Source organism: Corallincola platygyrae (genome assembly GCF_039544265.1).
GTDB lineage: Bacteria > Pseudomonadota > Gammaproteobacteria > Enterobacterales > Neiellaceae > Corallincola > Corallincola platygyrae.
On record NZ_BAABLI010000014.1, the window covers coordinates 71,748 to 95,015 of the forward strand.

Sequence of the window (23,268 nt, forward strand, 5' to 3'; positions counted from 1 at the left end):
TGGCGCCCTCTGAGAAAAGATGGCGTCACCCGTGCATTCCGACCAAGAACAAAAACACTCCGTTAACGCTGAAAACGACCCGTTTTTAGACACCCTTGCTTTACTTCCAAAGACTGCGCAATTCGGATTAAAAAAACGATACCAAGGCGCGCAGCGTATTGACGATGAAAAGCGTCGTTTGCGTATATTGAAAAACCTGCATGCTGATCTGGAAAAAGCGGTACATCGTGCGACTTGGCAGGAATTTATTAAATACCCAGAACAACTACCGGTTTCCGAGCGGAAAGCGGAGATTGCCGAGGCGATTAAAAATAATCAGGTCGTGATTATTGCCGGTGAAACCGGGTCGGGTAAAACCACACAGATCCCCAAAATATGCCTGGAGTTAGGCCTGGGGATTGGCGGCATGATCGGCCACACTCAGCCGAGACGACTTGCTGCGCGCAGTGTTGCCGATCGTATTGCTGATGAACTGGGTACGTCACTGGGGGATGTGGTTGGTTTTAAGGTCAGGTTTTCTGATCACACCGAGCCGAGAACCCGAGTAAAACTGATGACGGACGGTATTCTGCTGGCAGAGATGCAGAAAGATCGTTTGTTGCGACAATACGATACCCTCATTATCGATGAGGCCCACGAACGTAGCCTCAATATCGATTTTCTCTTGGGGTATCTGCGGCAGTTGTTGCCAAAACGCCCTGATCTTAAGGTGATCATTACCTCGGCAACCATTGAAACGGATCGATTTTCCAGGCATTTCAACGAGGCGCCTGTGATTACTGTTTCCGGGCGTACCTATCCGGTAGAGATCCGATATCACGCGCCGGATGAAACACAAGAGAAGTTTAACGATCCGCTTCAGGCGATCTTCGACGCCGTTGATGAGCTCCAAGCGGAAGGACGCGGCGATATTCTGATTTTCCTTAATGGTGAGCGCGAGATCCGTGATACCGCGGATGCTTTATCGAAGAGAAACCTAAAGAATACAGAGGTACTGCCGCTTTACGCCAGACTATCGGCCCAGGAACAGCAACGGATATTTAAGCCTCACAGCGGCCAACGCATTGTGTTGGCCACCAACGTCGCGGAGACATCCTTAACGGTACCTGGCATCAAGTATGTAATTGACCCCGGTACTGCGCGAATAAGCCGTTATAGCTATCGCACCAAAGTCCAGCGCCTGCCAATAGAAGCGATTTCCCAAGCCAGCGCTAATCAGCGAGCAGGGCGATGTGGTCGTGTCTCTGAAGGTATCTGTATTCGCCTCTATAGTCAGGAAGACTTTGAAGGTCGACCTGCGTACACCGACCCGGAGATACTTCGCACAAACTTGGCTGCTGTCATCCTGCAGATGGTGTCGCTGCGTCTGGGAGACATCGAAGCGTTTCCATTTATGCAGCCACCTGACAATAAACATATTCGCGATGGCATTAAGCTGTTGGAAGAGTTGGGCGCACTTAAAACCCCGAATAAGCAGGGTCTGCAATTATCACAAATTGGTCGCCAGCTATCGCGTATCCCCATCGATCCCAAGTTGGGACGCATGGTGCTGGCAGGCGCCGAAAATAGCAGCCTGGATCAAGTGCTGGTACTGGCTTCAGTCTTGTCTATACAAGATCCAAGAGAGCGTCCGATGGACGCAAAGCAGGCGTCAGATGAGAAACACCGCAGGTTCTATGACCAGGACTCAGATTTCTCGACGCTGATGAATCTGTGGCGCTATATCAAAGAGCAACAACAGGAGTTGAGCGGCAGCCAGTTCCGCAAGTTGTGTAAGAAGGAGTTTCTCTCCTACATACGCATTCGTGAATGGCAGGACCTGCATTTCCAGCTGCGACAAAGCTGCCGCGAGCTGCACTTGGAGATGAACGAAAGCGAAGCAGATTACGAGTCACTGCACAAAGCATTGCTTACAGGGCTGCTTAGCAATATTGGTATGCTGGACAAAGATCAGGAATATATCGGCGCGCGCAATCGCCGTTTTTATCTATTCCCTGGTAGTTCTCTGGGTAAAAAGCGGCCCAAGTGGTCAATGTCAGCGGAGCTTACCGAAACCAGTCGATTGTTCGCGCGCACCGCGGCCAAGATCCAACCTGATTGGGTTGAGGGCTTAGCTAAACACCTGGTTAGCCGCACATACAGTGAGCCCCACTGGAGCAAAAAACAGGGCAATGTAATGGCGTTTGAGAAACAGACCCTTTACGGCCTGCCGATAGTGCAGCAGCGTAAAGTGTTGTTTGGCCATATCGATCCTGTGGTTGCCCGCGAAGTCTTTATTCGTTCGGCATTGGTAGAACGTCAACTGGGTACAAACCTAGCGTTCTATCAAAAGAACAACCAAACCATCGACAGCATTCATGCTCAGGAAGACAAGATCCGTCGTCGTGATCTGCTGGTAGATGATGAGCAGCTCTATGCGCTGTACGACAAAGATATTCCCGATCACATATATTCCAAAGCCTCATTGGAAAAGTGGTATCGAACCGAATCTAAAAAGAACAAACAGCTGTTGGTATACGATGAGAAATCGCTACTGCAGCGAGAGGAAGGAGACCTTTCCAAGCTTTACCCCGACCAGTGGCGCAGTGGCAACATCGATGTCAGTTTGAAGTATCTGTTTGAGCCTGGCCAAAGTCAGGACGGCGTTCAGGCGGAGATCCCAATCGCTGTTTTAAATCAGGTTCAGGAAAGTGCGTTTGAGTGGGGCGTACCAGCGCACCGTGAAGCGCTACTGGTCGCCTTGATTAAGTCTCTGCCTAAACCGTTAAGGCGTCACTTTGTCCCAGCGCCAAATTTTGCCGGGCGAGTCATGGCCGAAGCCGATTTCAATACCGAGTCGCCTACGGCAGCTTTAGAACGTGTCCTAAGGCGTGCGACTGGGATTACTGTGCCCGATGATGCGTGGAATTGGGATCTGGTGCCCGATCACCTGAAAATGAGTTATCGGGTGGTTGACGAAAAGGGTAAGGCAATCGCTGATGGGGAAGATCTCGTTACCTTAAAAGCCAGTCTGCAGGATAAGGTGCAAGACACTCTGAGTGCCGTTGTGTCAGACGATATTGAAAGATCCGGTATGGCGGCGTGGGACATAGATGAACTGCCTCGCGTGTACACGCAAAAACGGCGTGGCTATGAAGTAAAAGCCTATCCGGCATTGGTGGATGAAAAAACCAGTGTTGCGGTTCAGCTGTTTGACAGCGAAGCCAAGGCCAACAGCGCAATGAAGGCAGGCGTCCGCAGATTGCTGCTGTTGAACGTGACTTCGCCGGCCAAGTACTTGCGCGACAACTTGCCAAATAAAGCCAAGCTTGCGATGCATTACACCCGTTTTGGCAAAGTGCAGTTCCTGATCGATGATTGTATTTCCGGTGCAGTTGATATGCTGGTGGGGAATGCTGCCGATGTACGCGATGCAGCAAGTTTTAAATCTTTGCTTGAAACTGTTCGTGCGGACGTCGCTGACAAAACGGTAGAGGTCGCGTTGGTTGTGGAACAGATCCTGACCCGTGCCAATAAAGCGTTGAAACAGCTCAAAGGTAAAAGCTCATTCGATACGGTACGCGCTCAGGCCGACATTAAGGCGCAGATCGATGGCTTGGTCTATCCAGGGTTTGTTGCAGATACCGGTATTGCCCAACTGCGTGAAGTTCCCAGATATCTTGATGCCGTAGAAAAACGGATCGAAAAGCTGGCCATTGATGCTAACCGAGACAGGCAGCACCTGTTGGCGATTGACCGTGTTAGCGACGCTTTGGCTCAACTCAAAGGTAAGGCTAAACACCATGAAGGCCTGCAAGATGAGCTGCAACAGTTGCACTGGATGATCGAAGAGTTACGTGTCTCCTTCTTCCATCAGACCCTGGGCACGGCTTATCCAATTTCAGAAAAGCGTGTATTAAATGCCATTGAGGAATGTCGCAAATGTCATCAGTTGTGATCGCGCGTATTCGTGCTTCTCATACCTACCCGATCAGAAGTGCAGTACTGCGAACCGGTCTGCCAATTGAAAGCTCTGTTTTCGATGGCGATGACGCTGAAACCACTCGGCATTATGGTGCATTTCTGGCGCAGGCTGACCAGGGAAGTTCTGCTCAAGCAGGCCAGTTAGCCTTGGTTGGCATCGTATCCCTTTATCAAAATGGCAGTGATGCGCTTGCCGGTAGTCATTGGCAGTTACGCGCGATGGCTACCTTGCCAAAGGTTCGTGGTTTAGGGATAGGGCAGGCCTTAGTCAAACATCTCATAAGTGCCTCAGACCACCCCGAGCAGGTTTGGTGTAATGCACGCAGTCATGCGGCAGGGTTTTACCAAAAGTTAGGGTTCGTGACACAGGGCGCGCCATTTGAAATACCCGGTGTGGGACCGCATGTTCAGATGCGCTTTGTCGCGGATAGATCAAATTTTACGTGAATTGCCACCGCAGCAACTGGCATTCTCGCACGATGGCGGGCAAACTTGCCCGCTTTAGTCTTCAGCAAACGCAATAATTTTAAAGGCAAGATCCCGATGGGAAGAGCATATCAGAACCGAAAAGATTCGATGGCCAAAACAGCGGCCGCCAAGACCAAGGTATATTCAAAGTACGGTAAAGAGATCTATGTTATCGCTAAGAATGGCGGTACCGACCCTGACACTAACCTGTCTCTTCGCCGCTTGATTGAAAAAGCGAAGAAGGATCAGGTGCCTGCGCATGTGATTGAGCGTGCGATTGATAAAGCCAGTGGTGCAGGCGGTGAAGACTACGCTGCAGCACGTTATGAAGGCTTTGGTCCTGGCGGGAGCATGGTGATTGTTGACTGCCTGACAGACAACGGCAACCGCACGTTTACCGAGGTACGCCAGTGTTTCGTTAAAAACGATGCCAAATTGGGTTCACCAGGCGCAGTTGCGCATATGTTCGATCACCTGGCTGTATTCGTGTTTGCCGGTGAAGATGAAGAAGCGATCCTAGAAGCGCTGATGATGGAAGATGTGGACGTTAAAGACATTGAGTGTGAAGAGGGTAAGATCACCGTGTTTGCGCCCGCGTCTGAGTACTTCAAAGCGAAGAATGCATTAACCGATGCGCTTGGCGAGATTGAGATGGACGTCGATGAGATCAGCTTCGTACCCCAAACCGAATGCGAAGTGACCGGAGACGATGTCGAAGTTTTCGAGAAGTTCCTGGATATGCTAAACGATTGTGATGACGTACAAGAGGTCTATCACAACGCTATCCTGCCATAGGCAAGAACATACGCCAGAAAAGCCGCGCTCTATAGCGCGGCTTTTTTATGTACAGGATGTACGGTATGTCGCGGGCACATGGTACCCAAAGCACTTCGCGGGGCACGCTGTGTACAGGATGTACGGCCGAAAACTGCTCCTGCGTTTTCGGCATTTCCGCCGTCCATGGCGGTCGTATATTGCGGGCACATGGACATGCTAGAGCGACGATACAATATACCTGTTGCGGTGCCTGCCGACCGGACAATGCTTTGTCCGATGAAGCTTTTATTACAGGCCAAAATCTCTCCTTCTAAATCTCCATTTCTCTTCTACGCTATTGATTGGTGTAGCAATTTTATTGATGTCTTTGGTCTTAAGAGGAAGCAAGCATGATCGGGCAATGGAATACGCAGGCGGTATGCGCGACTTTATTATTGGTTGGAAGTATGGGAATGGCCCAAGCAGAAAGCGGTCCTATGGAGCCTTCTGCAGGCTACGCAGTTACATCTGATGGCATCGTTGTGCTATCTGGAGACGGATCTTGTGTGCGTCATAGCGCTTGGAGTAAAGACAAAGCGAAGGTGGTGGGTTGTGACGGCTATGAGCTGAGTATGGACCCTGAGTTCGTAAGAGGCGATGGCGACGGCTTGATTACTGGCTTGTCACTGCCGCAGGCAGAGCTGTTTGCTTTCGATAGTGCAGAGATGAGTGATGAAGGGAAGGCATATCTGCTAAGTCGTAAAGCTGAGCTCGCTGAAGACTTCGCTGGTGTATATTCGGTCACAGTGATAGGTCATACAGATAGTACGGGTGATGAAAACTATAATCAGGATCTGTCGCTGCGAAGAGCCAATGCCGTTGGCGATTATCTTCTATCCATTGGTGTTCCTGAAGGTCGCTTACGCACGCTAGGTCGGGGTGAGTATGATCCCATAGTGTCTAACGATACACCTGATGGCAGGGCGCAAAACCGTCGTGTTGAAGTGTTTGTCGTTGGTGAACAGCGAGCCTTGGATCGTTTGATCTTCCCAAGTATTGCCTTATTTGAACGTCGTCAGGGGCAGTTGTCTGCAGAGGGTGTGGCTTTAATGGATAAACATATTGAAGAGGCTCGAACGCTTTTACGCAGTGCAGCGTTTATCGAGATCGTAGGGCACACAGATAACGTGGGCGACGATGATTACAATATGGCGCTTTCTTTGGAGCGTGCTGAGGCCGTAGGCAGTTATCTGATGAGCCAGGGCGTAGACGGCACCAAGCTGGTAATGCGTGGTGCGGGTGAAAGCTCACCGGTTGCTACCAATAAGACAGAAGATGGCAAAGCGCAAAACCGACGTGTAGAACTATTGATATTTGGCCGTGGTAAATAAGACTCGGCAATAAAACCAATTAACAAACGCGGCGTTAAGCGCCGCGTTTTTGTTTACTGTGTGGGTGATTAAGCGTACCCTAATGTCGCTTTTTAAAACCAGCGAGTAGACCCAAGGAATCAAGGATGAGTGGTTGTAGTTATCACGCCGACCAGCCCCAAAGCTGGCATTGCCCATCTTGCGAAAAATCATTTTGTACAAGCTGTTTCCCCGGCGGCGAAGGTAATTTTGAACAAGGAAAAGCACGTTGCCCGTTATGCCGCGGCGATCTAGACTTTGTACCTTCCGATGATGCTAAACCGCCATTCTGGAAGGTGAGCGGCGACTTCTTTAAATATCCACTACAACTACAGCCAATATTATTGGTCACCATACTGCTGGTGTTGACTCAAATCGCATTGTCCCAATTTATGAATTTGATCGACGGCCAGTATGGAGATATTGGTCTGGCGTTAACCTTGGCAGTGGTGATATTTGGTTGGATCAGTCACTACGGGCTTACCGTGATGCGCCTGGTTGCTGACGAAGAGTGGAAAGCGCCGAGTGTATTCGGCGAAGAGCACAACTTACTTCTCACCATTAAGCTATTCCTAGCCTACATCAGTTGTGGTGTGGCTGTGTTTGCGACGGCATTTGTTTCGCCAAACCTAGCCATCATGGTTATGTTCTTCCTCACATTTGCGATGCCTGCCATCGTTATGATCCTTGGGATCACTGAAAGTGTTCGCGATGCCACCAACCCAGTCTTGATGGTTAAGATGATTTACCGAATTGGTTGGGCTTACGGATTGTTATGGCTGGCACAGATGGCTATTTCCAATGGCAGTGCGTACGTGACTGGCAGTGTTGGATTTCAATCAGAATCAATTAAGTTGATCGTAAGTCTACTGGTGTTAGCAACCACCTATTTCAGCATGGTCAGCTTTGCAATGATGGGCTATTTCCTGTTGGAGCATAAACAAAAGCTGGGAATCGCAGGTGGAGAGTCTGGTGAGACTCTCGCGCCCGCAGAATTTGATATTAGAAAAGCACTCGGCTTTTCACATGTCTACTTGTTTGAAGGGCGTAATAGCCAAGCTTTTGAGTTGGTTAAAGGGGCGTTGAGACGTTACCCAGATGATTTGAGATTGCGGGAACGAATGCATCGCCTGCTTATCCTCAAAGGCGACCAGGAGCTGCTGTTCAAGCACGCTAATAAGTATTTCGATCAGTTAATTGCCAAGGGCAATATTGGTGCAGTTGCCAGGGCAATAGACGAGCTGCTTGCAAAGTATCCTGCATTTCGTCCCAGCGTCGAAGTAGCCTCGGAAGTCGCTTCCCTATTTGTCAGGCAAGGCCGCTTTGAAAAGGCTGACAGCTTGGTAGGGGATGTCGATGCCTGGGAGTGTGACAGTAATGTGAAAGCGTCACTTTATCTATTGCTGGCCAAGTCAGCACTAGAAAGCGGCAAAGTGCTAAGTGAGGTGACAACCAACGCTCACGCGGCTGCAAAATTGGCAAAACCTGGATCGCCTACCTCGCTTGAAGCGGCCCAGTTGATCGATGCGGCTAAGAAGATGGCTCCGCAGCCAGTGTGAGTTTGATCAGTTGCCCATGCTGATGCCTGCCCAGAGTAGGCGTCAGCAGATCTTCAGCATACTGTTTTATTTGTGATGTCCAATGAGCGGTCTGAGTTAACTCAAACAACATCTGCTGCGCCTGCTCAAATCCGTTGTTTAATACCAGTGCCTGACAAAGCTTGATGGTGTGCTTTGCGGGCGCGCTCTGCGGAGACCATGTCAGCCTATCCTTGTAGCTTTGCCAGCGTAGAAATACCTGTTGTGAATCGGTATCGTCTTGTTCCAGAAATTTGTAAAAAGTTGCCCTTAAACTCTCATCACTGATGCGCATAGCCAGTGAAAAAGTAAAGTCCCATAACTCAGCGTATTGTTCGGCTTTAACCTCAATGGATTTGTTAGACAGTGCATTGAGGCACAGCTCAAGCGCTTCATCAAATTTAAACTCTGCTTCGAGCTTTCGCATTCGCTCTGTAATCAGCTTGGGTTTTGGAATCTTAAGCTCAGCTTCCTGATGAAAACTTTGGTTTACTCGTGCTCTAAACAAGCCAGACCAACTCAATATCAGATAAAGCAATACGCCAAACATCAAACCAAAGGCGTGGGCCATGTAAGCTACATTGTCTTCCGTGGTGTATTCGCTGATAAGCTCCTGGCCAAGCCATACAGGTAACAAGAAATAGGCGGGTGCTCTGAAGGTACCAACGAAGGGGCCAAGCAAGGCGAAATACTCTCGCTTCTTAATTCCATACACTGCCAGATAGATTCCCATCAGTCCTGAAATCGCACCGGAAGCGCCGACCAACGGCGTGCTGCTATGTAAGTGGAGCAGGGCAAATCCAAGCCCGCTTAGGACGCCCGTCGCCAGATACAAAAACAGGAAACCTAAACTACCCAGCCTTTTTTCTAGGGCGAAACCAAAAATGGAAAGAAACACCATATTGCCGAGCAGGTGCATGGTGTCACCATGGAGGAACTGATAGGTAAGCAGCTCGTAATAGTTCATATCGTTGGGTATAAGACCAAAACGATATGCGGATGCCTGGTTTTGTGTCACAAATACTGTGAAGCAGAGAAAGACCAGAAAGATGGTGATAAAAGGAGGCTGTCGCCAATTGAATTTGTCTTCCGTTGGGATAATCAACATGTTGTATTCATTCCGTTGTAACGAGTGCTGTTCCTAAGTGATATCTGTTGCCTGGATAAACCAGCCTAGCGTAACTGACCATTCCCTTATCACTTGCCATCTGTCTGCTAACCTGCAGACAGGGTTGGTCACGGTCAATTTTTAACCACTCGCACATGGAGCTGGTGGGGGCGATAGCTTCAATCTGATGGCTTGCCTCAGTTAATGGGGCTACACCACAGAGATACTCATGGGGAGAGAACGAACTAAAATCCTGTTTTAGATAGGCTGGGGCCAACTCAGGGTTGACCGCTCTTTGCTCCAGTTCCAACGCAATGCCATCTTTTTGATGCACTATCATGCTGAAAAACACTTCACTGCCCTCGGCTACGGATAGCGCTAAAGCCGTTTGTTTGTCTGCAGGGCGGGAGGTCAGTAACAAGATACGATTGGTGTAACGTGCGCCCTGGTTTTTAATCTCATCCGTGATCGATTTTATCTCTAGCATTGCGCTTCGGCTGCTAGGTTCAGCGACATAGGTTCCAAAGCCTTTTCTAGCGAAAAGGATGCCTTCGTAGACCAGCTCCTGAAGCGCTCTTCGGGCGGTCATTCTGCTTACGTTGTACTGAGACGCTAAACTATTTTCTGAGGGGGTTTGACTACCAGCAGTCAGCTCACCGTTCGATATCAGCGCTTTTATCCCTTGTTTTATATCGTTATACCTTGGCATTGTATGTATGTCCGTATATGGTTCGCGCGTTTGGCTCTAAAATAACAAATAGAAAGTTGTATAGACAGCTTCAGGCCTTATAAAAGCGATAGATACCGCACATAGATAATAAGAAGAAGTTCAAAGTTGGGGAGATATTTTTGAGCTATCACGTCGTAATACCAGACCAGTTAGAGTGGCAAAAAGAATCAATGTCACTGCTTTACCTGTCACCAGAAGCTGAAAGCGGATATGAGGTGCTGCTAAAGGCGCTTTCTGCGATTCGTAAATCTGGCGCTTTGCTTTGTATGCTCCATGTCGTTGAGAAGGAAAGTGACTGGGTTAGGGCTGTCGAACCGCTAACATCAAGCCTGGCGTTCGCAATTGAAGCACGGTCAGTTGAACCGAGTATTTGCGCAGGAATTGTTATCGACGCCTCAGCAAAGAATTCACAGCAAGATCTATCCGTAGTGTCTCATTTGATAGCGATGAGTGGGCTTTGCCTGGTGACTATCTATCACAACAATCGGGTAGGTGGCTCAGAGTCACTAAGTGTGCTTTCAGAGTTCATTGGTAGTCCTTTAGCCGTTATCTCATATCTATCTGACGACACTTCGAAAGATAGTCAGACGTCAGTGATACCAGCGTTACTTGAATTGGAAGAAGAGGGCGAACTCGGGTTGTTATCTCTGTTTTCGTCGCGATCAGTTGTTACGAGTGTTCCATCATCACTTGAGAGAGTTAAGCCTGTTGATACGGACACCTTCTCTGATCTGCCTCGTAAAGAGTGGACCCACAAGGTGCTGGAAGTTTCAGACCAGACTGCCCAATCTAAACTTCCCCCGGTATTACTGTTGGCATTGTCTGATGAAGACAAAGCGATAGAGCCTGAGCGGCTTAGCGCTGATCTAAGCGTATTAGTAAATCGCTCAAGCAATCGTCTTAAGACCAAGTACTTAATTATCAATCTGGCATTTGAGTCTGATGACTTACCTGATGAGCTGGTAGGTGTCTGTAGCCAGCTCATTCAGGCGTTTGAGCGCTCGCATTCAGCAGCCAGATCACTCAACCTGCAATACAAGACCCTTTAGATAGAGGCCTTCTGGGTAACTGGTTAGCACCGGGTGATCTGGGCTTTGGTGAAGCCAGTGAAGAATGTGTGCTGTACGTCCAGCGTCGACTGCGGCATCTGCGACCACTTTCTGGAACAGGTCTGATGGCATCAGGCCTGAACAGGAAAAGGTGAGCAAGGTACCCATGGGTTTTAAAATCTGCATCGCCAGCATATTGATATCTTTATAACCGCGACAAGCCCGGTTCAATTGATGTTTGCTTTCGACAAATTTGGGCGGGTCGAGAATGATGGTGTCAAACTGGCGACCCTCATCGCGATACTGTCGCAGTAACTTAAACACATCTGCTTTAATGAACTCCGCTTTGCTCAGGTCCAGTTCATTCAACTCAGCATTTTGCTTGGCAATATCCAGCGCTGATTGTGACATATCAACGTTGTATACCTTTTCTGCACCCGCTTTCAGCGCGTAGGTCCCAAAGCCTCCTGTGTAACTGAAACAGTTCAGGACTTCCCGACCATTGGCAAACTTAGCACTGAAGGCTCGGTTATCTCTTTGGTCTAGGTAGTAGCCGGTTTTATGCCCACCCTGAATATCAACAATTAGCTTCAAACCGTTCTCTTCAATAGCCACAACAGAGTCAGGTTCGTTGCCGTGCAAGACGCCAACTGTCTGCTCAAGGCCTTCTTTCTCGCGCACACTGACATCTGAACGCTCGAAGATATTGTGATCAGGAAACTGAGAGAGCAGGGCATCAACGATCACTTTTCGCCACCGGTCAGCGCCTGCGCTTAGCAGTTGGCAAACCAAGGTGTCAGCATACTTATCGATGGTAATACCCGGTAATCCGTCAGATTCAGCGGCAACAAGCCTGTAACCTGTAGGCGCATCTTCAGTAAATAGTGCAGTTCTTCTGGCATAAGCCTGAGCAACACGTTTCTTAAAAAAAGCATGATCTACAGGCTGACTCTGTTCAAAGGTCCACACTCGGGCGCGGATCTGTGATTTAGGTGAGTAAGCCGCTTTAGCCAGCCAAGTGCCGTCACTGGCGTAGACATCCACCGTGTCACCGGACTTGGGTTTGCCAATGACCTTGGCGATCGCTTTGGAAAAGATCCAGGGGTGCTTACGCAGCAAAGATTTCTCTCGACCTTTGACTAAAGTTATTGCTGAGGGCATCGGGATCTCCAAGTGGGGCAAAGCGCCGCATTTTAGGGGTATTTTGTAAAAGCGGAAAGAGCGAATCCGTTCAAGGATAACCTATGACAACAAAAACGGTTTGTGTACTTGTTGATGGAATGGTGCAAGGCGTTGGGTTTAGGTATTACACCAAGCAGCAAGCAGATCGGTTAGGCGTTACTGGCTATGCTAAAAATCTTCCCGACGGGAAAGTTGAAGTTATCGCGTCGGGCCAGGAGACGAGTATTGATGAGTTGATAGTGTGGCTCAAAAAGGGCCCCTTAACCGCTTTTGTTGAGTCGCATGAAGTTAAAGCTCTCGAACAGTACGATGAAGGTTCGGGATTCACTATCAAATGATAAAAATTATGTATTTTGGGTAACTGTCTGGGTTCTTTTTTTGACTAGCCAGCCGCCCTTGGGCATATCTCTGGAAATTTGGACAAGTACCAGTACCGTGATAAACAGTAGAGTTGTCGCAGGAGCCTGCAGGCTAAAGTCCACCGCACTGTGAATTAGCATAGCAATGATTGCCATCAGGCAGCCAAAGGCTAGACCTTTAAACAGCCTGGATTGCCTGTTCCTCATTACGTATATTGTGGTGTAGACGAGCCATAAGATAGAGATAGTGGCTACGAAAAGTGCTGGGAGACCGTATTCAATCGCAAATTGAAGGTAGTCATTGTGTGCGTGGTCGTAAAAACCGCCTAGGTCTTGTTCTTGGTAACTACCAAAAACCGTATAGAAGCTTCCTGCACCGTGACCGATGATTGGACTATCCCAAATTGCAGGTGTAGCCTGCTGACCTACGTAGGTCCTTCCTTCTTCAGCTACAACAGTTTCCTCTATCCTTTCCTTTACCTTATCTAGTCCGACCCAAGAACCCACCAAAAAAATATCCAGAGCGATGATGCTTAAGATAAATGCGGTAAATATTTTCGGCCTATCTTTATACCAAACCAATGCAATCAAGGCTGCAATCAGAAGCGCTGAAAAAAATGCGGTATTGCCCATACGAGATCGAGTGAGAACTAGCCCGGCTACTATTATGATCAGCGCGAGACGCAGAACCATTTTTCTTCCGAGCAAGAATTTCAAAAACTTCTGAACTTTCTCTCGCCAGGTTTCAGCATGCAGCGATTCAAATTGACTCACCATAAAGCCGGTGCCAACCGCAGCAGATATAAGTAAGAAGTTGGCCAAGTGGTTCTGGTAAATAAAGGATCCTGTAGCTCTGTGTCCTATGTCAGTATTAAAGATTGGCGTTTCGGCAGCACCATTGAAGAGCAGGAATACGGCATATAATGCTTGAAAAAGTGCGCTTACGACTATCGCCCAAACCACTACGCGCAGTCGATGCTCAGTTTGTGTATGCATCCAGAAAGCAAATGCAAACAGAAAGTAGGCTATTCCCTTAATCAATGCGTCTAATGTCCTTCCCGGATCAGCGCTTTGAAAATGTGTAGGTAATAAGTATGTGGAGACAAGCTGGAGAACGCAAACTAGGGGAAAAATCAGTAGAACAAGCCAGATAGGCATCGCCATTTTAAAGGCTTTAACCTGGGTACGGGCAAGGTTAGGTAGATTAAGAAAGGCAAAGGCGGCGCTAGCAAATATAAGAAGCTCTAGTAGGCTCCAGGCCCACTGCCTGTTACTTCCAAGGGGGATTGGGACCCATAAAAGAATGAATACTACGAGGCCAAATCCTACTTTTGAACTAAGTCTGTCCATAGATCGCTACAGAAAGCCCGCATTAATGCGGGCTTGGTTGTGGTTAGATTGTATGTTAGTTGCCGGAAACTGATCCGCTCCCGCCGCCAGCGCCGCCAATTCCAGGGCCTGTTGGTGCGGGAGCTGCAAAGCCTTCACCAGCAGCAAGGTCTCCACCAGCGGCTGTTGCCTCTGCCAATGCTGTCGGGTCAGCGCCGCCCAGAAGTGCTGCAATCAGCGCTTCCTCGCTGTCAAGACCGTTATCAAGTGCAGTTTGAAACACTAACTCATGCATCGAGGGATCGGTTGCTTCGATCGCCGCTGTAAGCAGCGCCGCAATTTCGTCTGGCGCAGCCTTCATCGCTGCATCCAGCAAACTAACTAACTCTTCGGGAACAACTGCCGAGCAGGCCTTGAAGATCTCAGCACTGTTTTGAGGTTGAGACTGCAATAAGCTGACCATTTCAGCTTTCACTGCTTCAGCGCCTTCTAAACCGGCACAGTAACCACTGCTAACTTCTGCTTCCTTGCCTTGAGATTCCGCGGCTACGGCTGCGTTACCTGCAATAACGGCGGATGCGAGTACTACTGCATATATCAACTTCATATCTCTCTTCTCCATGAACGCTGCGAAATTGCATTTCGAGCACAAGAGTATTTTAGCAAGTTGTTTAGAGAATTAAATAGCAGCTGTAAAAATAATGTATATTTTAAGGCTTTTGTATAAAAGACTGACACAAAAGCTCAAAAGAATGGCTTTAAAAGTCTCTGCTGCACTACTATCGACTAGTTTGCATAATAATGGTGCGTGTGTTTGCATGTGCGCGGTGCAGGGGATGGGGTTAAGTTCTGGCTTACCTCAATCGGTTGTCTGCACTAAAAAATGTTAGGTATTTCTAAAGTTGTGTGATCTCAACAAGGGAATTAGACGCTTTATAGAGGGCGATTGTGCTCTTGGTCACAATAATGTAACATCACTCGTGCAATTTTGATAAACATTGTCTGATGGCATTTTAATTGCAGGGCAGTAGTCTGGCAGGGAGCGCTGATGGAAATATATGCCTTTCTCGCGCTTGGCGAAACGTGCTCCCTGTTACTTAAGAAATATATCTTATTGTAATTTTAAGTATTTTGACGAGCGAACAAAGGTGAATAAATGAAGAAAGTTCTTGCTATTGCTTCTGGCGGTGGACACTGGAAGCAGCTGATGCAACTAAAGCCAGCTTTCGACAACTACGATGTCACCTATGCTACGACTATCACGGGATTAGCTGAGAAAAGCGATATCCAAAACGCGATAATCGTTCCTGACGCAAACCGCAACGAAAAATTCAAGATTATTCAGCTCTTTTTCTCTCTCTTTTGGCAATTGTTAAAAATTCGTCCTGATGTTGTCGTAACCACTGGCGCTGCGCCTGGTTTACTTGCAATTTTGTTTGGGCGTATCTTGTTTGCAAAGACGCTTTGGATCGACAGTGTTGCTAATGCTGCTGAGCTATCTATGGCTGGGCGGCTGTCTAAAAAGCTTGCTCATCAGACACTAAGCCAGTGGCCGGAAGTCGCCGCTAGTGAAGGTGTTGATTACGCAGGTTCAGTCCTTTAACCATCTATAGGAACTAGATTCAATGATATTTGTAACTACTGGAACCCAGTTTCCTTTCAACAGGTTGGTTAATACTGTAGACGCATGGTCTTCTTCTCTTGAAAACGTCCAGGTTTTTGCTCAGACGGGCCCTGAAGGAGAAGCTCCAAAACATATCGAGAGCCAAGCTCTCCTGGCTCCTGATGAGTACGAGTCTGTCATATCTAAGACTACGCACCTGATTGCACATGCCGGGATAGGATCGATAATTACTGCCATTGAGCACAATATTCCCGCCATTCTAATGCCACGCAAGTACACCTTGGGTGAACATCGAAATGATCACCAGATGGCAACAGCCGAAAAATTTAAAGGGCGACGTGGTATATACATTGCTATGGACGAGGCTGAGTTAACAAGCCTTCTAAATAAACTGGATAGTCTTGAAAAACCAAACCCAGAAGGCTCCTCAGCGTCGCCTGAGTTACTGTCTTTTGTCAAAGACTTTATTGAAAAGGCATAGGCGGAGTTTCATGGAATTACTTTTTCTCACCACTGCAATTATCAAAGACAACGACCTATCCGTACTTGATCGGATGCTTGCGTCTGTCACCTCTTCATTGAAGGCTGATGAGAATCTGAAACTCAAGCACATGCTGCTTCTCCAGAAGGTAACCAAACAACAGGCTTCTGATATAGCTGCGTTGCTGCCTGCCTACGTCGAAGTCATGAGTGTTGACGAGATGGTGTCGCTATCAAAGGCTAGGAACATTCTTCTTTCTGAAGTTGAAAATAGGCAACTTTGGCCGAAAAACGGCATTGTTGCTTATCCCGACGACGACTGTTGGTATCCTGCAGGTAATCTTAATCGCATCTTGAACACCTTTGCCCAAGATGAAGAATTGGAGTTCTTTTTCTGCAACTACGGCGCTGACGCTCAGGCTGTCAAGTCGACTGAAAAGCCCCTAAATGCTTCAGCGAAACAAGTTGTCAGGAACGCGTCTTCGAACACCATATTTTTTCGAAGTAATGTTGCCCAGGCAATTGGTGGCTTTGACCTCAATCTAGGTGTCGGCACTGTAAACAACGGTGGTGAGGACCTGGATTATGCCCTAAGAGCGTTTTTGTGCTCTAAGAAGTCATTGTTTTTAGGCGAGAAACTGGTTGGACATCGAGATAAAGACAACGCCCTACGTGCCAAGTACTATCGTGGCAGTGCCATAGTCTTAAAGCGTTATGCTGGAAAGCATCTAGGAATTCTTTTCGAGTACATAAGAAAACTGATGATTGGCAGCGTGTTGTTTACGAAACGCGAAATGCCGTTGAATGAGTTAAAAATAGTTTTGTCCCATAAACAACCGCTGATAACAAGCGATTCTTAATCAGGGAGTGCAAGCATGAAGGGCTTAAAAAGTTTAAATCAGTTGCTATGGCTACAGCGCTCATTAGTAAGAATGCGTTGGTATTTCCTGACAAGATTCTGGGGTATGGACATTGCGAAGTCTTCGGTCTACTCGATGAGTGTGAAGTTTGATAGAACACACCCCAAAGGCATCCATATCGGGGAAGACTCCTATGTCGCATTCGATGTCGCTATCTTAAGCCATGACATGGTCCGTGCAATGAAGGTTGATACGTATATCGGAGATAACTGTTTCATTGGTGCGAGAAGTATTATTCTGCCTGGCGTTAAAGTTGGAAACGGCTCGATCGTGGGATCCGGCTCTGTGGTAACAAAAGATGTTCCAGCAGGTTCCATCGTGGCTGGTAACCCCGCCAAGGTGCTTCAAAGCAACATCAAGGTAGGCCGATTTGGCGTCCTGATAAAGGAAGAAGCTGCAAAAGTAGCTTAACAGCGGAAGTTGTATGGATAACCAATGCAAAGTGTTGTTTGTTTTGGAGCGCTTTCCTGAGCCTTCGATGAGCGGAGCGGCCAGCTACAACTGGGCAGTTCTGGAAGCAATCAAGCACTATACAAATGATGTCACCTTAGTGATAAGTGGCGACCATTTCGATACGCCAGTGTTTAGCAAGGAGAAGGGGACGCCAAAGACCGGCTGTAACAAGGTAATTCTTTTAAATTATTTTAAGGTCGGTGGCTATTACGTCAGCAAATCTCTTAAGGCGTATCTCAGACCACTTAAAAAACTAGTACAAAGTCTCTTAAAACGTTCGAATAGTGAATCCTCTAGCCAAGTCTTTAAAATTGGGCGCTTTTCGAACAAGCGAGAAGCCAATAGCTTGAAACGAGCGATGGCGAACAAGGCTTTTGATCACGTGTTTGTTGACACTATATTTCGCTCTCCACTATCGGAAGCGTTAGCAGATAACACTGAAAAAGCGCATTTGATATCGCACGACCTTTTCTATAAGCGTTGCCTATCGTTTAAGAACAATGGGTATGGTGTATCGCCATTTATTACCGAAGCTCAGGAAAAACAGGTGTTTTCAAAGTTTGATTCGATATTGGCGATCAACGCAAATGAGCACACTGCAATATCTGAACTTGTGCCAGATACACAGGTGATAACTCTCCTTCCAACTGCAACTTCCACACCACAGAAACACGATGGTAGGGTAGTTGGAAGTAGCAATATTATGTATGTAGGGGCAAATGCTCATCATAATATTGAAGGCTTGAACTGGTTATTCGAAAACGTTTGGCCCTCAGTTCTTGATAAGCATGGTAATGCAAAGTTATTGGTATGTGGTTCGGTGTCTAAAAGCTTTGACTCTGCGCCTCCGGGTGTAGAGTTTCTTGGTAGAGTCGATTCCTTAGCTTCAGTAGCAGAAAACTGCGCTTTCGCCGTTAACCCTGTGAATATGGGAAGTGGAATTAAGATAAAAATGGTGGATTATTTCTCTTTAGGTCTGCCATGTATTACTACACCGGTAGGAGCTTACGGCTTTCCTGCCTCTGAAAGTGGATTGCCTTTCATCGTTGCGAGTGATGGAAAACAGTTTGCGGATAAAGTGTGCCAGTGGTTGGAAGATTCTAGTTTTCCTATTGAGTTGTCCCTAAATACTTTCGCATATTCTAAGCTGTTTACTCCGAAAGCTGCAGCGGCTTCTCTAAAACCCATCTTCTCCCAACGAAATGCTACTGGGAGTAAAGTCGCTTGAATACCCAAACTTCAATTCGGTCAAATATTATCTGGTCCACAGTCAGAAATTTTTGTACCCGCTTTGGCGCGGTAATAGTATTTTTTGTACTGGCTAGAGTGCTTGAACCTGAACAGCTTGGCCTGTTTGCAACAGTATTAGCTTTGATTGCTTTTATGGAAATTATTGCCGATGCTGGAATTGGCGACGCAATTATTCAACGGAAGGAACTAAGCGAGCGCGACCTTAAAACTGCACTTAATTTGAACTTGTTTTTAGGTCTTTTACTTGCAGCATCTATCGCTATTTTTGCAGATGAGATCTCCGCTTGGATGGAGATCGAAGAGATATCAGATCTTTTAGCGGTATCAGCTATAGGATTGTTTCTCAATGCCGCCGCATTTGTTCCGCAAGCTTACTACAGAAGAAAGTTCGACTTTAAGTGGTTGGCGTACAGGGCGTTTATCAGTTCGTTAATAAGTGGAGCTTTGGGGATTACGCTCGCTCTCCTTGGCGCTGGCCCTTGGGCTATGGCAGCTCAGTTTATTAGCTTATCGGTGGTTAACCTTGTATTGGTTTGGTGGAAGCGCCCATTTTTACCTGGCGCTGTCTTAGACGGTTTAGCGCTGAAGGATATGACTGTCTTCGGTGCAGCCTTACTAATGTCAAAGATTCTTTATTACGCAACAACCCGGGCTATCGAGCTTGTCATCGCGGTGTCGTTTGGCCCTGTAGCGATAGCTGTTTATGTAATGGGTAATCGGATTGTTGCTGTTGCACAACAATTGCTTTCAGCTGTCACATTAGATGTTTACATGCCACGGTTTTCGAGACTTGTGGATAAACCTGAAGAGCTTAAATCCACGCTTTATCAGGCATTAGAGGTTACAGGGGCTATTGCATTCCCAGTTTTTTTAGGTACTGCAGCGATATCTCCGGAGATCATTGAAATCGCGTTTGGAAATAATGGAACTGGTGCTGAACCTATATTAAGAATTCTTGCGATCTTAGCCGCACTACAGTCCGTCTTATTCTATTGTGGAACTCTACTTAACGCGTGCGGAAGACCTTATTTAGCTCTTGTGTTTCAGTTGATTCGAGCGGGGTTTGTAGTCGCTGTTTTCATTTTGTTTAGTGACAAAAGTGTGGGCGAATTATTGAATGCCTTCGTTGTGGTCTGGTTCGCTTTGGCGCCCGTGTTGATTTTTATGACTTGGAAAGTTGTTAAGTTCAGTGTAATTCAGATATTTTTGCGCTTGTTACCGTATATTATAGCGTCAGTGGTCATGCTGATGTCGTTAGATTTTTTAAGAGAAACAGCTTACTTTATTGATATGAATAGTGTAATGAAAGCATTAATTATGTGCCTGTTGGGCGCCTTCATTTATACAGCAATAGTTTTGGTTTTCTTTCGAAAGAGATTCAAATTTGTAATGCGCTCCATTTTGGGAAAGCAGCAAGAAACAACTAAAGTTATGGCTTAAGGGATTTTTTATAATGGCTAAAGTAACTGAAGGTAAGCATTTACCGCTTAAGAAAAAGGTCAAAGAAGCCGTCTTGGTTCCAATGACAAAGTTGGCTTGGAAAAAGATAAAATCTGGTATTGACGAACAAAAGCCATATTCAAAAGAAATTGATAGTTTGGTAATTATATCCCCTCACGCCGCCGATCCTATGGCATCAAAGGGTGATGAGGCGATGCTGGTTGGAGTAGTAAAAAAGCTAAAAGCACTTAATCCCAAGCTCGAGATCACTGTCGCAGTAGCTGAAGAATACAAGAACGATAAAATTTCCCCTCTGGGTGTAAAGATAAAACCCTTTTGGAGTTATCCTTTCGACTTGAAATCAGTGTTCAAAGAGTGCTTGAAGTATGATGCGTGTTTCTGTATCGGTGCAGATGTCATGGACGGGCACTACACATCTATAAAATCGTTGCGCACGTGGATGCTTGCGGACCTGATCGCGAGAACGGGGCGTCCCACCACTATAGGTGGATTCTCCTGGAATCAGAGCCCTACAAAACCCGTAGTAGATTTTGTTAAAGACTCACTTACGCCAAAACTAAATGTCTTTCTGCGTGATGATGTGTCACATTCTCGATTTGTTTCGATTTCAAACCATCCTGCAAAGGTGGTTGCAGACAATGCATTTCTATTACAGCCGTCAGCAGAGAAAGGTATCGAAGAAGTCTTAAATTGGGTAACGAAACAAAGAAACGACGGCAGAGATATCGTCGCTTTTAACGTTCATCCCATGCTGGTGCCTGATCGTAATCCCCAGGCGATTTCAGAGCTTGTGAATGCATGTGTAAACTCAGCCAAGAAATTGATAGAGGATCAAGGTGCTAGCATTCTGCTGATACCGCACGATTACCGCGATGGTGTTGGTGACCTTGAGATGTTGGCACAAGTGGAAGCTGGTATCAGTAACAAAGAGTATGTATTCAATTTCACCGATATGGCGTCAGCAGCTCAGCTCAAAGAGTTGGCCAAGTCAGTTGATCTCGTAATTACTGCTCGCATGCATCTGTCAATTGGAGCCTTGGGTACGGGCACGCCAATTCTTTGTATTACGTATCAAGGCAAATTCCAGGGTTTAATGAATCACTTCTCGCTTTCACATGATGTTTTAATAACGCCAGACGAAGCCAGAGACGTTGCCAAGTTTGAGGAGTTTTGCTTGGCTGGATTCGCGCAAAAAGCGGAGTTAAGAGCTCAGGTAGAAAAAGAACTACCAACGGTCAAAGAGAAGTCGCTGCTAAACCTTCGTGCAATGTTACCTGCCGTGGACATGTAAATGTTTCAGACCCCTCAATATCAAAAAGTTTTCGTATTCGCTCTCTTGTTCATCATATTGAACACGGGAACGGTGCTTGGTATTGGGGGCATTAATGCAGTAGAAAAATCATTGTTGCTATTAGCAGCGGTTATGATGATGAATGCTAGGCCAGTTTACTGGCCTCTGATTTTTGTCCTGGTCGCTATGTTTTGCGTGACATTATTCAGCGCGTTTTTCACTGCAAATGATTCGTTAAGCTGGTCGACTTATCTTAAGTCAATCACCCAGATATTCATTATTTTCATGCTGTTGAGCGCTGTTCCAAACAGCGAAGAGCAGGATTTCATCGCGAGATGGGTAGCTTGGTTACCGACTATCTCTCTGGTGCTGGGAATTGCATATCATGTGGTGGGTGTTAAGTCTGTTGTCAATGTAGAGTACGCCAGTGGTGTTCCAAGATTGGGTGGCTCGCTGATACCCCCATTTTTGGCTGGCTTGTGCATCGCTGGCGCTTATGCCGCTATCAGACAAGCCGAAAAGGTCAATCCTAAATACCTTTATTTGGCTGCATTTAACTTTCTTATCTTGTTGCTGACAAGTGCGCGTATGCCCCTGTTTATTGCAACTATGATCTGTTTCATCGCGTTCATGTTTGGCATGCGTGGTAAGACTGGTATCAAAACCTTGGTCGTTTTCTTCGGCCTATGCGGCCTTTTCTTGTTTTTAGCCGCATTCGGCGATGCCATTTTGGGGAGATTAACTCAGACCCATATGAGCGGTCGTGAAGTGCTGTGGGACCATTTGAAAGAGCTTTTAGCCTACTATCACGATTTCGGTTTGGGCTTTGGTCATCAAGTATTCTTCATGCCAAAGGAAGTAACGATTCTCACCGGAGGTACCATTGGTGCACACAATGAATACCTCAGAATTGCAGTAGAGATTGGTTATTGGCCAGCAGTTGTGTTTTTTGGCTTGTTTGCTTTGGGCTTACTCATGCTTACACTCGCTCCAGGGCGAGTTAGAAGAAGCGAAATGCTATTGGCTTCGTTGCTTTATCTTCTATTCTGCGCGACGGACAATGTGGTCTCATCGCCAACACTGTTTCTTTTTCTGATTACGGTCTCGATGCTCACTGCAGACGGAGAACAAGCCTGTAGCGAGGATGAAGTATGCGCTGCAAAATAGTAGATAGGTTCTTGATTGCCATGTCTGTCGTCCTGTTTAGCTGTGTTACTAACATTCAGGCTGCTCAAGTTAATAAAACAATGCTGGTGGGGTTGGGTACGAGCTTGACCAAAAATGGCGGCTGGTTGGAAGAATTAGCAGGTGATGGTCAAACGTGCGGCGGTTTCAAGGTGTTGAACGCCGGAGGTGCAGGCGAGAACTCAGATTGGGGTACTACAAAGGTCGAAGAACTGGTCGTTTTAAAGCCTGATTATCTGTTTATCGAATTTGCCGCAAATGATGCGTCGCTTCTTCATGGTGTCTCGCATTCTAAAAGCGTTCAAAATGTTTCGTATATCATCGATAAATTTCGCCAAGAAAGTCAAAGCACCAAAATAGTACTGCTAGCGCTGAACCCAATGAGTGGCCCCAAAGGTTGGACTAGACCAAGGCTCAACACGTTTTATGACAGCCATCTCGCGTTGGCTGATGAGCAAAACGTTAGGGTATTGGATGTCAGGCCTTTTTGGGCTGAATTAACATCGGATCAGATCAAGCATTTTATACCCGATGGCGTTCACCCTACGGTGGAAGCCAACAAGAAGATACTGGTTCCAAACATACGAGATTTTCTTTTGTCAATTTGCTGATAAAAGACGGTTTATTGTCCCCTAGAGATAGGGTGAAGGAAAAGATACATACAGGAGATGGA

General features: G+C 46.9%; 21 protein-coding genes. 16 read left to right on the forward strand and 5 right to left on the reverse strand.

Annotation, left to right across the window (positions count from 1 at the left end; genetic code table 11):
* Positions 1-19: 19 nt before the first annotated feature.
* From hrpA to ABEA14_RS11655, 5 genes are all read left to right on the forward strand, one after another.
* Positions 20-3,937, forward strand: a complete 3,918-nt coding sequence (gene hrpA, locus ABEA14_RS11635) for an ATP-dependent RNA helicase HrpA (RefSeq protein WP_345340180.1) — start codon at positions 20-22, stop codon at positions 3,935-3,937.
* The gene (locus ABEA14_RS11640) at positions 3,922-4,410 is read left to right on the forward strand and encodes a GNAT family N-acetyltransferase (RefSeq protein ID WP_345340181.1); all 489 of its coding nucleotides are present in this window, start codon (positions 3,922-3,924) and stop codon (positions 4,408-4,410) included. Before hrpA ends, ABEA14_RS11640 begins: the two co-directional genes overlap by 16 nt.
* A 96-nt stretch (positions 4,411-4,506) precedes the next feature.
* Positions 4,507-5,226, forward strand: coding sequence for a YebC/PmpR family DNA-binding transcriptional regulator (locus tag ABEA14_RS11645; RefSeq protein ID WP_345340182.1), 720 nt, complete (start codon positions 4,507-4,509; stop codon positions 5,224-5,226).
* 371 nt (positions 5,227-5,597) lie between these two features.
* The gene (locus ABEA14_RS11650) at positions 5,598-6,578 is read left to right on the forward strand and encodes an OmpA family protein (RefSeq protein WP_345340183.1); all 981 of its coding nucleotides are present in this window, start codon (positions 5,598-5,600) and stop codon (positions 6,576-6,578) included.
* A 125-nt stretch (positions 6,579-6,703) separates the two neighbouring features.
* Positions 6,704-8,155 carry a hypothetical protein gene (locus ABEA14_RS11655; protein ID WP_345340184.1) on the forward strand — a complete coding sequence of 484 codons (1,452 nt, stop codon included), beginning with the start codon at positions 6,704-6,706 and terminating at the stop codon, positions 8,153-8,155.
* On the opposite strand, the gene ABEA14_RS11660 is transcribed toward ABEA14_RS11655, so the two are convergent.
* Complete coding sequence (locus ABEA14_RS11660; RefSeq protein ID WP_345340185.1) at positions 8,127-9,281, reverse strand: rhomboid family intramembrane serine protease; 1,155 nt, start codon at positions 9,279-9,281, stop codon at positions 8,127-8,129. The genes ABEA14_RS11655 and ABEA14_RS11660 overlap by 29 nt on opposite strands.
* 7 nt (positions 9,282-9,288) lie before the next feature.
* Positions 9,289-9,990, reverse strand: coding sequence for a histidine utilization transcriptional repressor HutC (locus ABEA14_RS11665; RefSeq protein WP_345340186.1), 702 nt, complete (start codon positions 9,988-9,990; stop codon positions 9,289-9,291).
* Positions 9,991-10,130: 140 nt separating this feature from the next.
* Here ABEA14_RS11665 and ABEA14_RS11670 point away from each other — a divergent pair, with 140 nt between their 5' ends.
* Positions 10,131-11,060, forward strand: coding sequence for a hypothetical protein (locus tag ABEA14_RS11670; RefSeq protein ID WP_345340187.1), 930 nt, complete (start codon positions 10,131-10,133; stop codon positions 11,058-11,060).
* Here ABEA14_RS11670 and ABEA14_RS11675 read toward each other — a convergent pair.
* Positions 11,031-12,221 (reverse strand): class I SAM-dependent rRNA methyltransferase, encoded by a 1,191-nt coding sequence (locus ABEA14_RS11675; protein ID WP_345340188.1) that lies wholly within the window; start codon positions 12,219-12,221, stop codon positions 11,031-11,033. The genes ABEA14_RS11670 and ABEA14_RS11675 overlap by 30 nt on opposite strands.
* Before the next feature lie 83 nt (positions 12,222-12,304).
* Between ABEA14_RS11675 and yccX the strand changes: the two genes are divergently transcribed.
* Complete coding sequence (gene yccX, locus ABEA14_RS11680) at positions 12,305-12,580, forward strand: acylphosphatase (protein ID WP_345340189.1); 276 nt, start codon at positions 12,305-12,307, stop codon at positions 12,578-12,580.
* 6 nt (positions 12,581-12,586) lie between these two features.
* Here yccX and ABEA14_RS11685 read toward each other — a convergent pair whose 3' ends face one another.
* Together ABEA14_RS11685 and ABEA14_RS11690 are read right to left on the reverse strand one after the other, a co-directional pair.
* On the reverse strand, positions 12,587-13,951 hold the full coding sequence (locus tag ABEA14_RS11685) for an O-antigen ligase family protein (RefSeq protein ID WP_345340190.1): 1,365 nt from the start codon (positions 13,949-13,951) through the stop codon (positions 12,587-12,589).
* A 55-nt stretch (positions 13,952-14,006) separates the two neighbouring features.
* Positions 14,007-14,537 carry a hypothetical protein gene (locus ABEA14_RS11690; protein ID WP_345340191.1) on the reverse strand — a complete coding sequence of 177 codons (531 nt, stop codon included), beginning with the start codon at positions 14,535-14,537 and terminating at the stop codon, positions 14,007-14,009.
* A gap of 549 nt (positions 14,538-15,086) precedes the next feature.
* On the opposite strand from ABEA14_RS11690, the gene ABEA14_RS11695 reads away from it, so the two are divergent.
* From ABEA14_RS11695 to ABEA14_RS11735, 9 genes are read left to right on the forward strand one after another with little or no spacing between them, the layout of a single operon-like run.
* A complete protein-coding gene (locus ABEA14_RS11695; protein ID WP_345340192.1) occupies positions 15,087-15,533 on the forward strand; it encodes a hypothetical protein in 447 nt (148 codons plus the stop codon).
* Positions 15,534-15,555: 22 nt separating this feature from the next.
* On the forward strand, positions 15,556-16,035 hold the full coding sequence (locus ABEA14_RS11700; protein WP_345340193.1) for a glycosyltransferase: 480 nt from the start codon (positions 15,556-15,558) through the stop codon (positions 16,033-16,035).
* Between the two features lie 10 nt (positions 16,036-16,045).
* Positions 16,046-16,894 carry a glycosyltransferase family 2 protein gene (locus tag ABEA14_RS11705; protein WP_345340194.1) on the forward strand — a complete coding sequence of 283 codons (849 nt, stop codon included), beginning with the start codon at positions 16,046-16,048 and terminating at the stop codon, positions 16,892-16,894.
* 15 nt (positions 16,895-16,909) lie between these two features.
* Positions 16,910-17,365, forward strand: coding sequence for an acyltransferase (locus ABEA14_RS11710; protein ID WP_345340195.1), 456 nt, complete (start codon positions 16,910-16,912; stop codon positions 17,363-17,365).
* Between the two features lie 13 nt (positions 17,366-17,378).
* Positions 17,379-18,635, forward strand: coding sequence for a glycosyltransferase (locus tag ABEA14_RS11715; RefSeq protein WP_345340196.1), 1,257 nt, complete (start codon positions 17,379-17,381; stop codon positions 18,633-18,635).
* Entirely contained in the window at positions 18,632-20,098 is a 1,467-nt protein-coding gene (locus tag ABEA14_RS11720; RefSeq protein ID WP_345340197.1) for a lipopolysaccharide biosynthesis protein, read from the forward strand. Before ABEA14_RS11715 ends, ABEA14_RS11720 begins: the two co-directional genes overlap by 4 nt.
* A gap of 13 nt (positions 20,099-20,111) precedes the next feature.
* Positions 20,112-21,410 carry a polysaccharide pyruvyl transferase family protein gene (locus ABEA14_RS11725; protein ID WP_345340198.1) on the forward strand — a complete coding sequence of 433 codons (1,299 nt, stop codon included), beginning with the start codon at positions 20,112-20,114 and terminating at the stop codon, positions 21,408-21,410.
* A complete protein-coding gene (locus ABEA14_RS11730; RefSeq protein WP_345340199.1) occupies positions 21,411-22,577 on the forward strand; it encodes an O-antigen ligase family protein in 1,167 nt (388 codons plus the stop codon).
* On the forward strand, positions 22,562-23,206 hold the full coding sequence (locus ABEA14_RS11735; RefSeq protein ID WP_345340200.1) for an SGNH/GDSL hydrolase family protein: 645 nt from the start codon (positions 22,562-22,564) through the stop codon (positions 23,204-23,206). The genes ABEA14_RS11730 and ABEA14_RS11735 overlap by 16 nt, the downstream gene beginning before the upstream one ends.
* The last annotated feature ends 62 nt before the right edge of the window (positions 23,207-23,268 follow it).

Excerpts from the sequence above, each read along its gene's own strand:
- hrpA (WP_345340180.1), top strand. The coding sequence starts at position 20 with ATGGCGTCACCCGTGCATTCCGACCAAGAACAAAAACACTCCGTTAAC.
- ABEA14_RS11640 (WP_345340181.1), top strand. The coding sequence starts at position 3,922 with ATGTCATCAGTTGTGATCGCGCGTATTCGTGCTTCTCATACCTACCCG.
- ABEA14_RS11645 (WP_345340182.1), top strand. The coding sequence starts at position 4,507 with ATGGGAAGAGCATATCAGAACCGAAAAGATTCGATGGCCAAAACAGCG.
- ABEA14_RS11650 (WP_345340183.1), top strand. The coding sequence starts at position 5,598 with ATGATCGGGCAATGGAATACGCAGGCGGTATGCGCGACTTTATTATTG.
- ABEA14_RS11655 (WP_345340184.1), top strand. The coding sequence starts at position 6,704 with ATGAGTGGTTGTAGTTATCACGCCGACCAGCCCCAAAGCTGGCATTGC.
- ABEA14_RS11660 (WP_345340185.1), bottom strand. The coding sequence starts at position 9,281 with ATGTTGATTATCCCAACGGAAGACAAATTCAATTGGCGACAGCCTCCT.
- ABEA14_RS11665 (WP_345340186.1), bottom strand. The coding sequence starts at position 9,990 with ATGCCAAGGTATAACGATATAAAACAAGGGATAAAAGCGCTGATATCG.
- ABEA14_RS11675 (WP_345340188.1), bottom strand. The coding sequence starts at position 12,221 with ATGCCCTCAGCAATAACTTTAGTCAAAGGTCGAGAGAAATCTTTGCTG.
- yccX (WP_345340189.1), top strand. The coding sequence starts at position 12,305 with ATGACAACAAAAACGGTTTGTGTACTTGTTGATGGAATGGTGCAAGGC.
- ABEA14_RS11685 (WP_345340190.1), bottom strand. The coding sequence starts at position 13,951 with ATGGACAGACTTAGTTCAAAAGTAGGATTTGGCCTCGTAGTATTCATT.
- ABEA14_RS11690 (WP_345340191.1), bottom strand. The coding sequence starts at position 14,537 with ATGAAGTTGATATATGCAGTAGTACTCGCATCCGCCGTTATTGCAGGT.
- ABEA14_RS11695 (WP_345340192.1), top strand. The coding sequence starts at position 15,087 with ATGAAGAAAGTTCTTGCTATTGCTTCTGGCGGTGGACACTGGAAGCAG.
- ABEA14_RS11700 (WP_345340193.1), top strand. The coding sequence starts at position 15,556 with ATGATATTTGTAACTACTGGAACCCAGTTTCCTTTCAACAGGTTGGTT.
- ABEA14_RS11705 (WP_345340194.1), top strand. The coding sequence starts at position 16,046 with ATGGAATTACTTTTTCTCACCACTGCAATTATCAAAGACAACGACCTA.
- ABEA14_RS11710 (WP_345340195.1), top strand. The coding sequence starts at position 16,910 with ATGAAGGGCTTAAAAAGTTTAAATCAGTTGCTATGGCTACAGCGCTCA.
- ABEA14_RS11715 (WP_345340196.1), top strand. The coding sequence starts at position 17,379 with ATGGATAACCAATGCAAAGTGTTGTTTGTTTTGGAGCGCTTTCCTGAG.
- ABEA14_RS11725 (WP_345340198.1), top strand. The coding sequence starts at position 20,112 with ATGGCTAAAGTAACTGAAGGTAAGCATTTACCGCTTAAGAAAAAGGTC.
- ABEA14_RS11730 (WP_345340199.1), top strand. The coding sequence starts at position 21,411 with ATGTTTCAGACCCCTCAATATCAAAAAGTTTTCGTATTCGCTCTCTTG.
- ABEA14_RS11735 (WP_345340200.1), top strand. The coding sequence starts at position 22,562 with ATGCGCTGCAAAATAGTAGATAGGTTCTTGATTGCCATGTCTGTCGTC.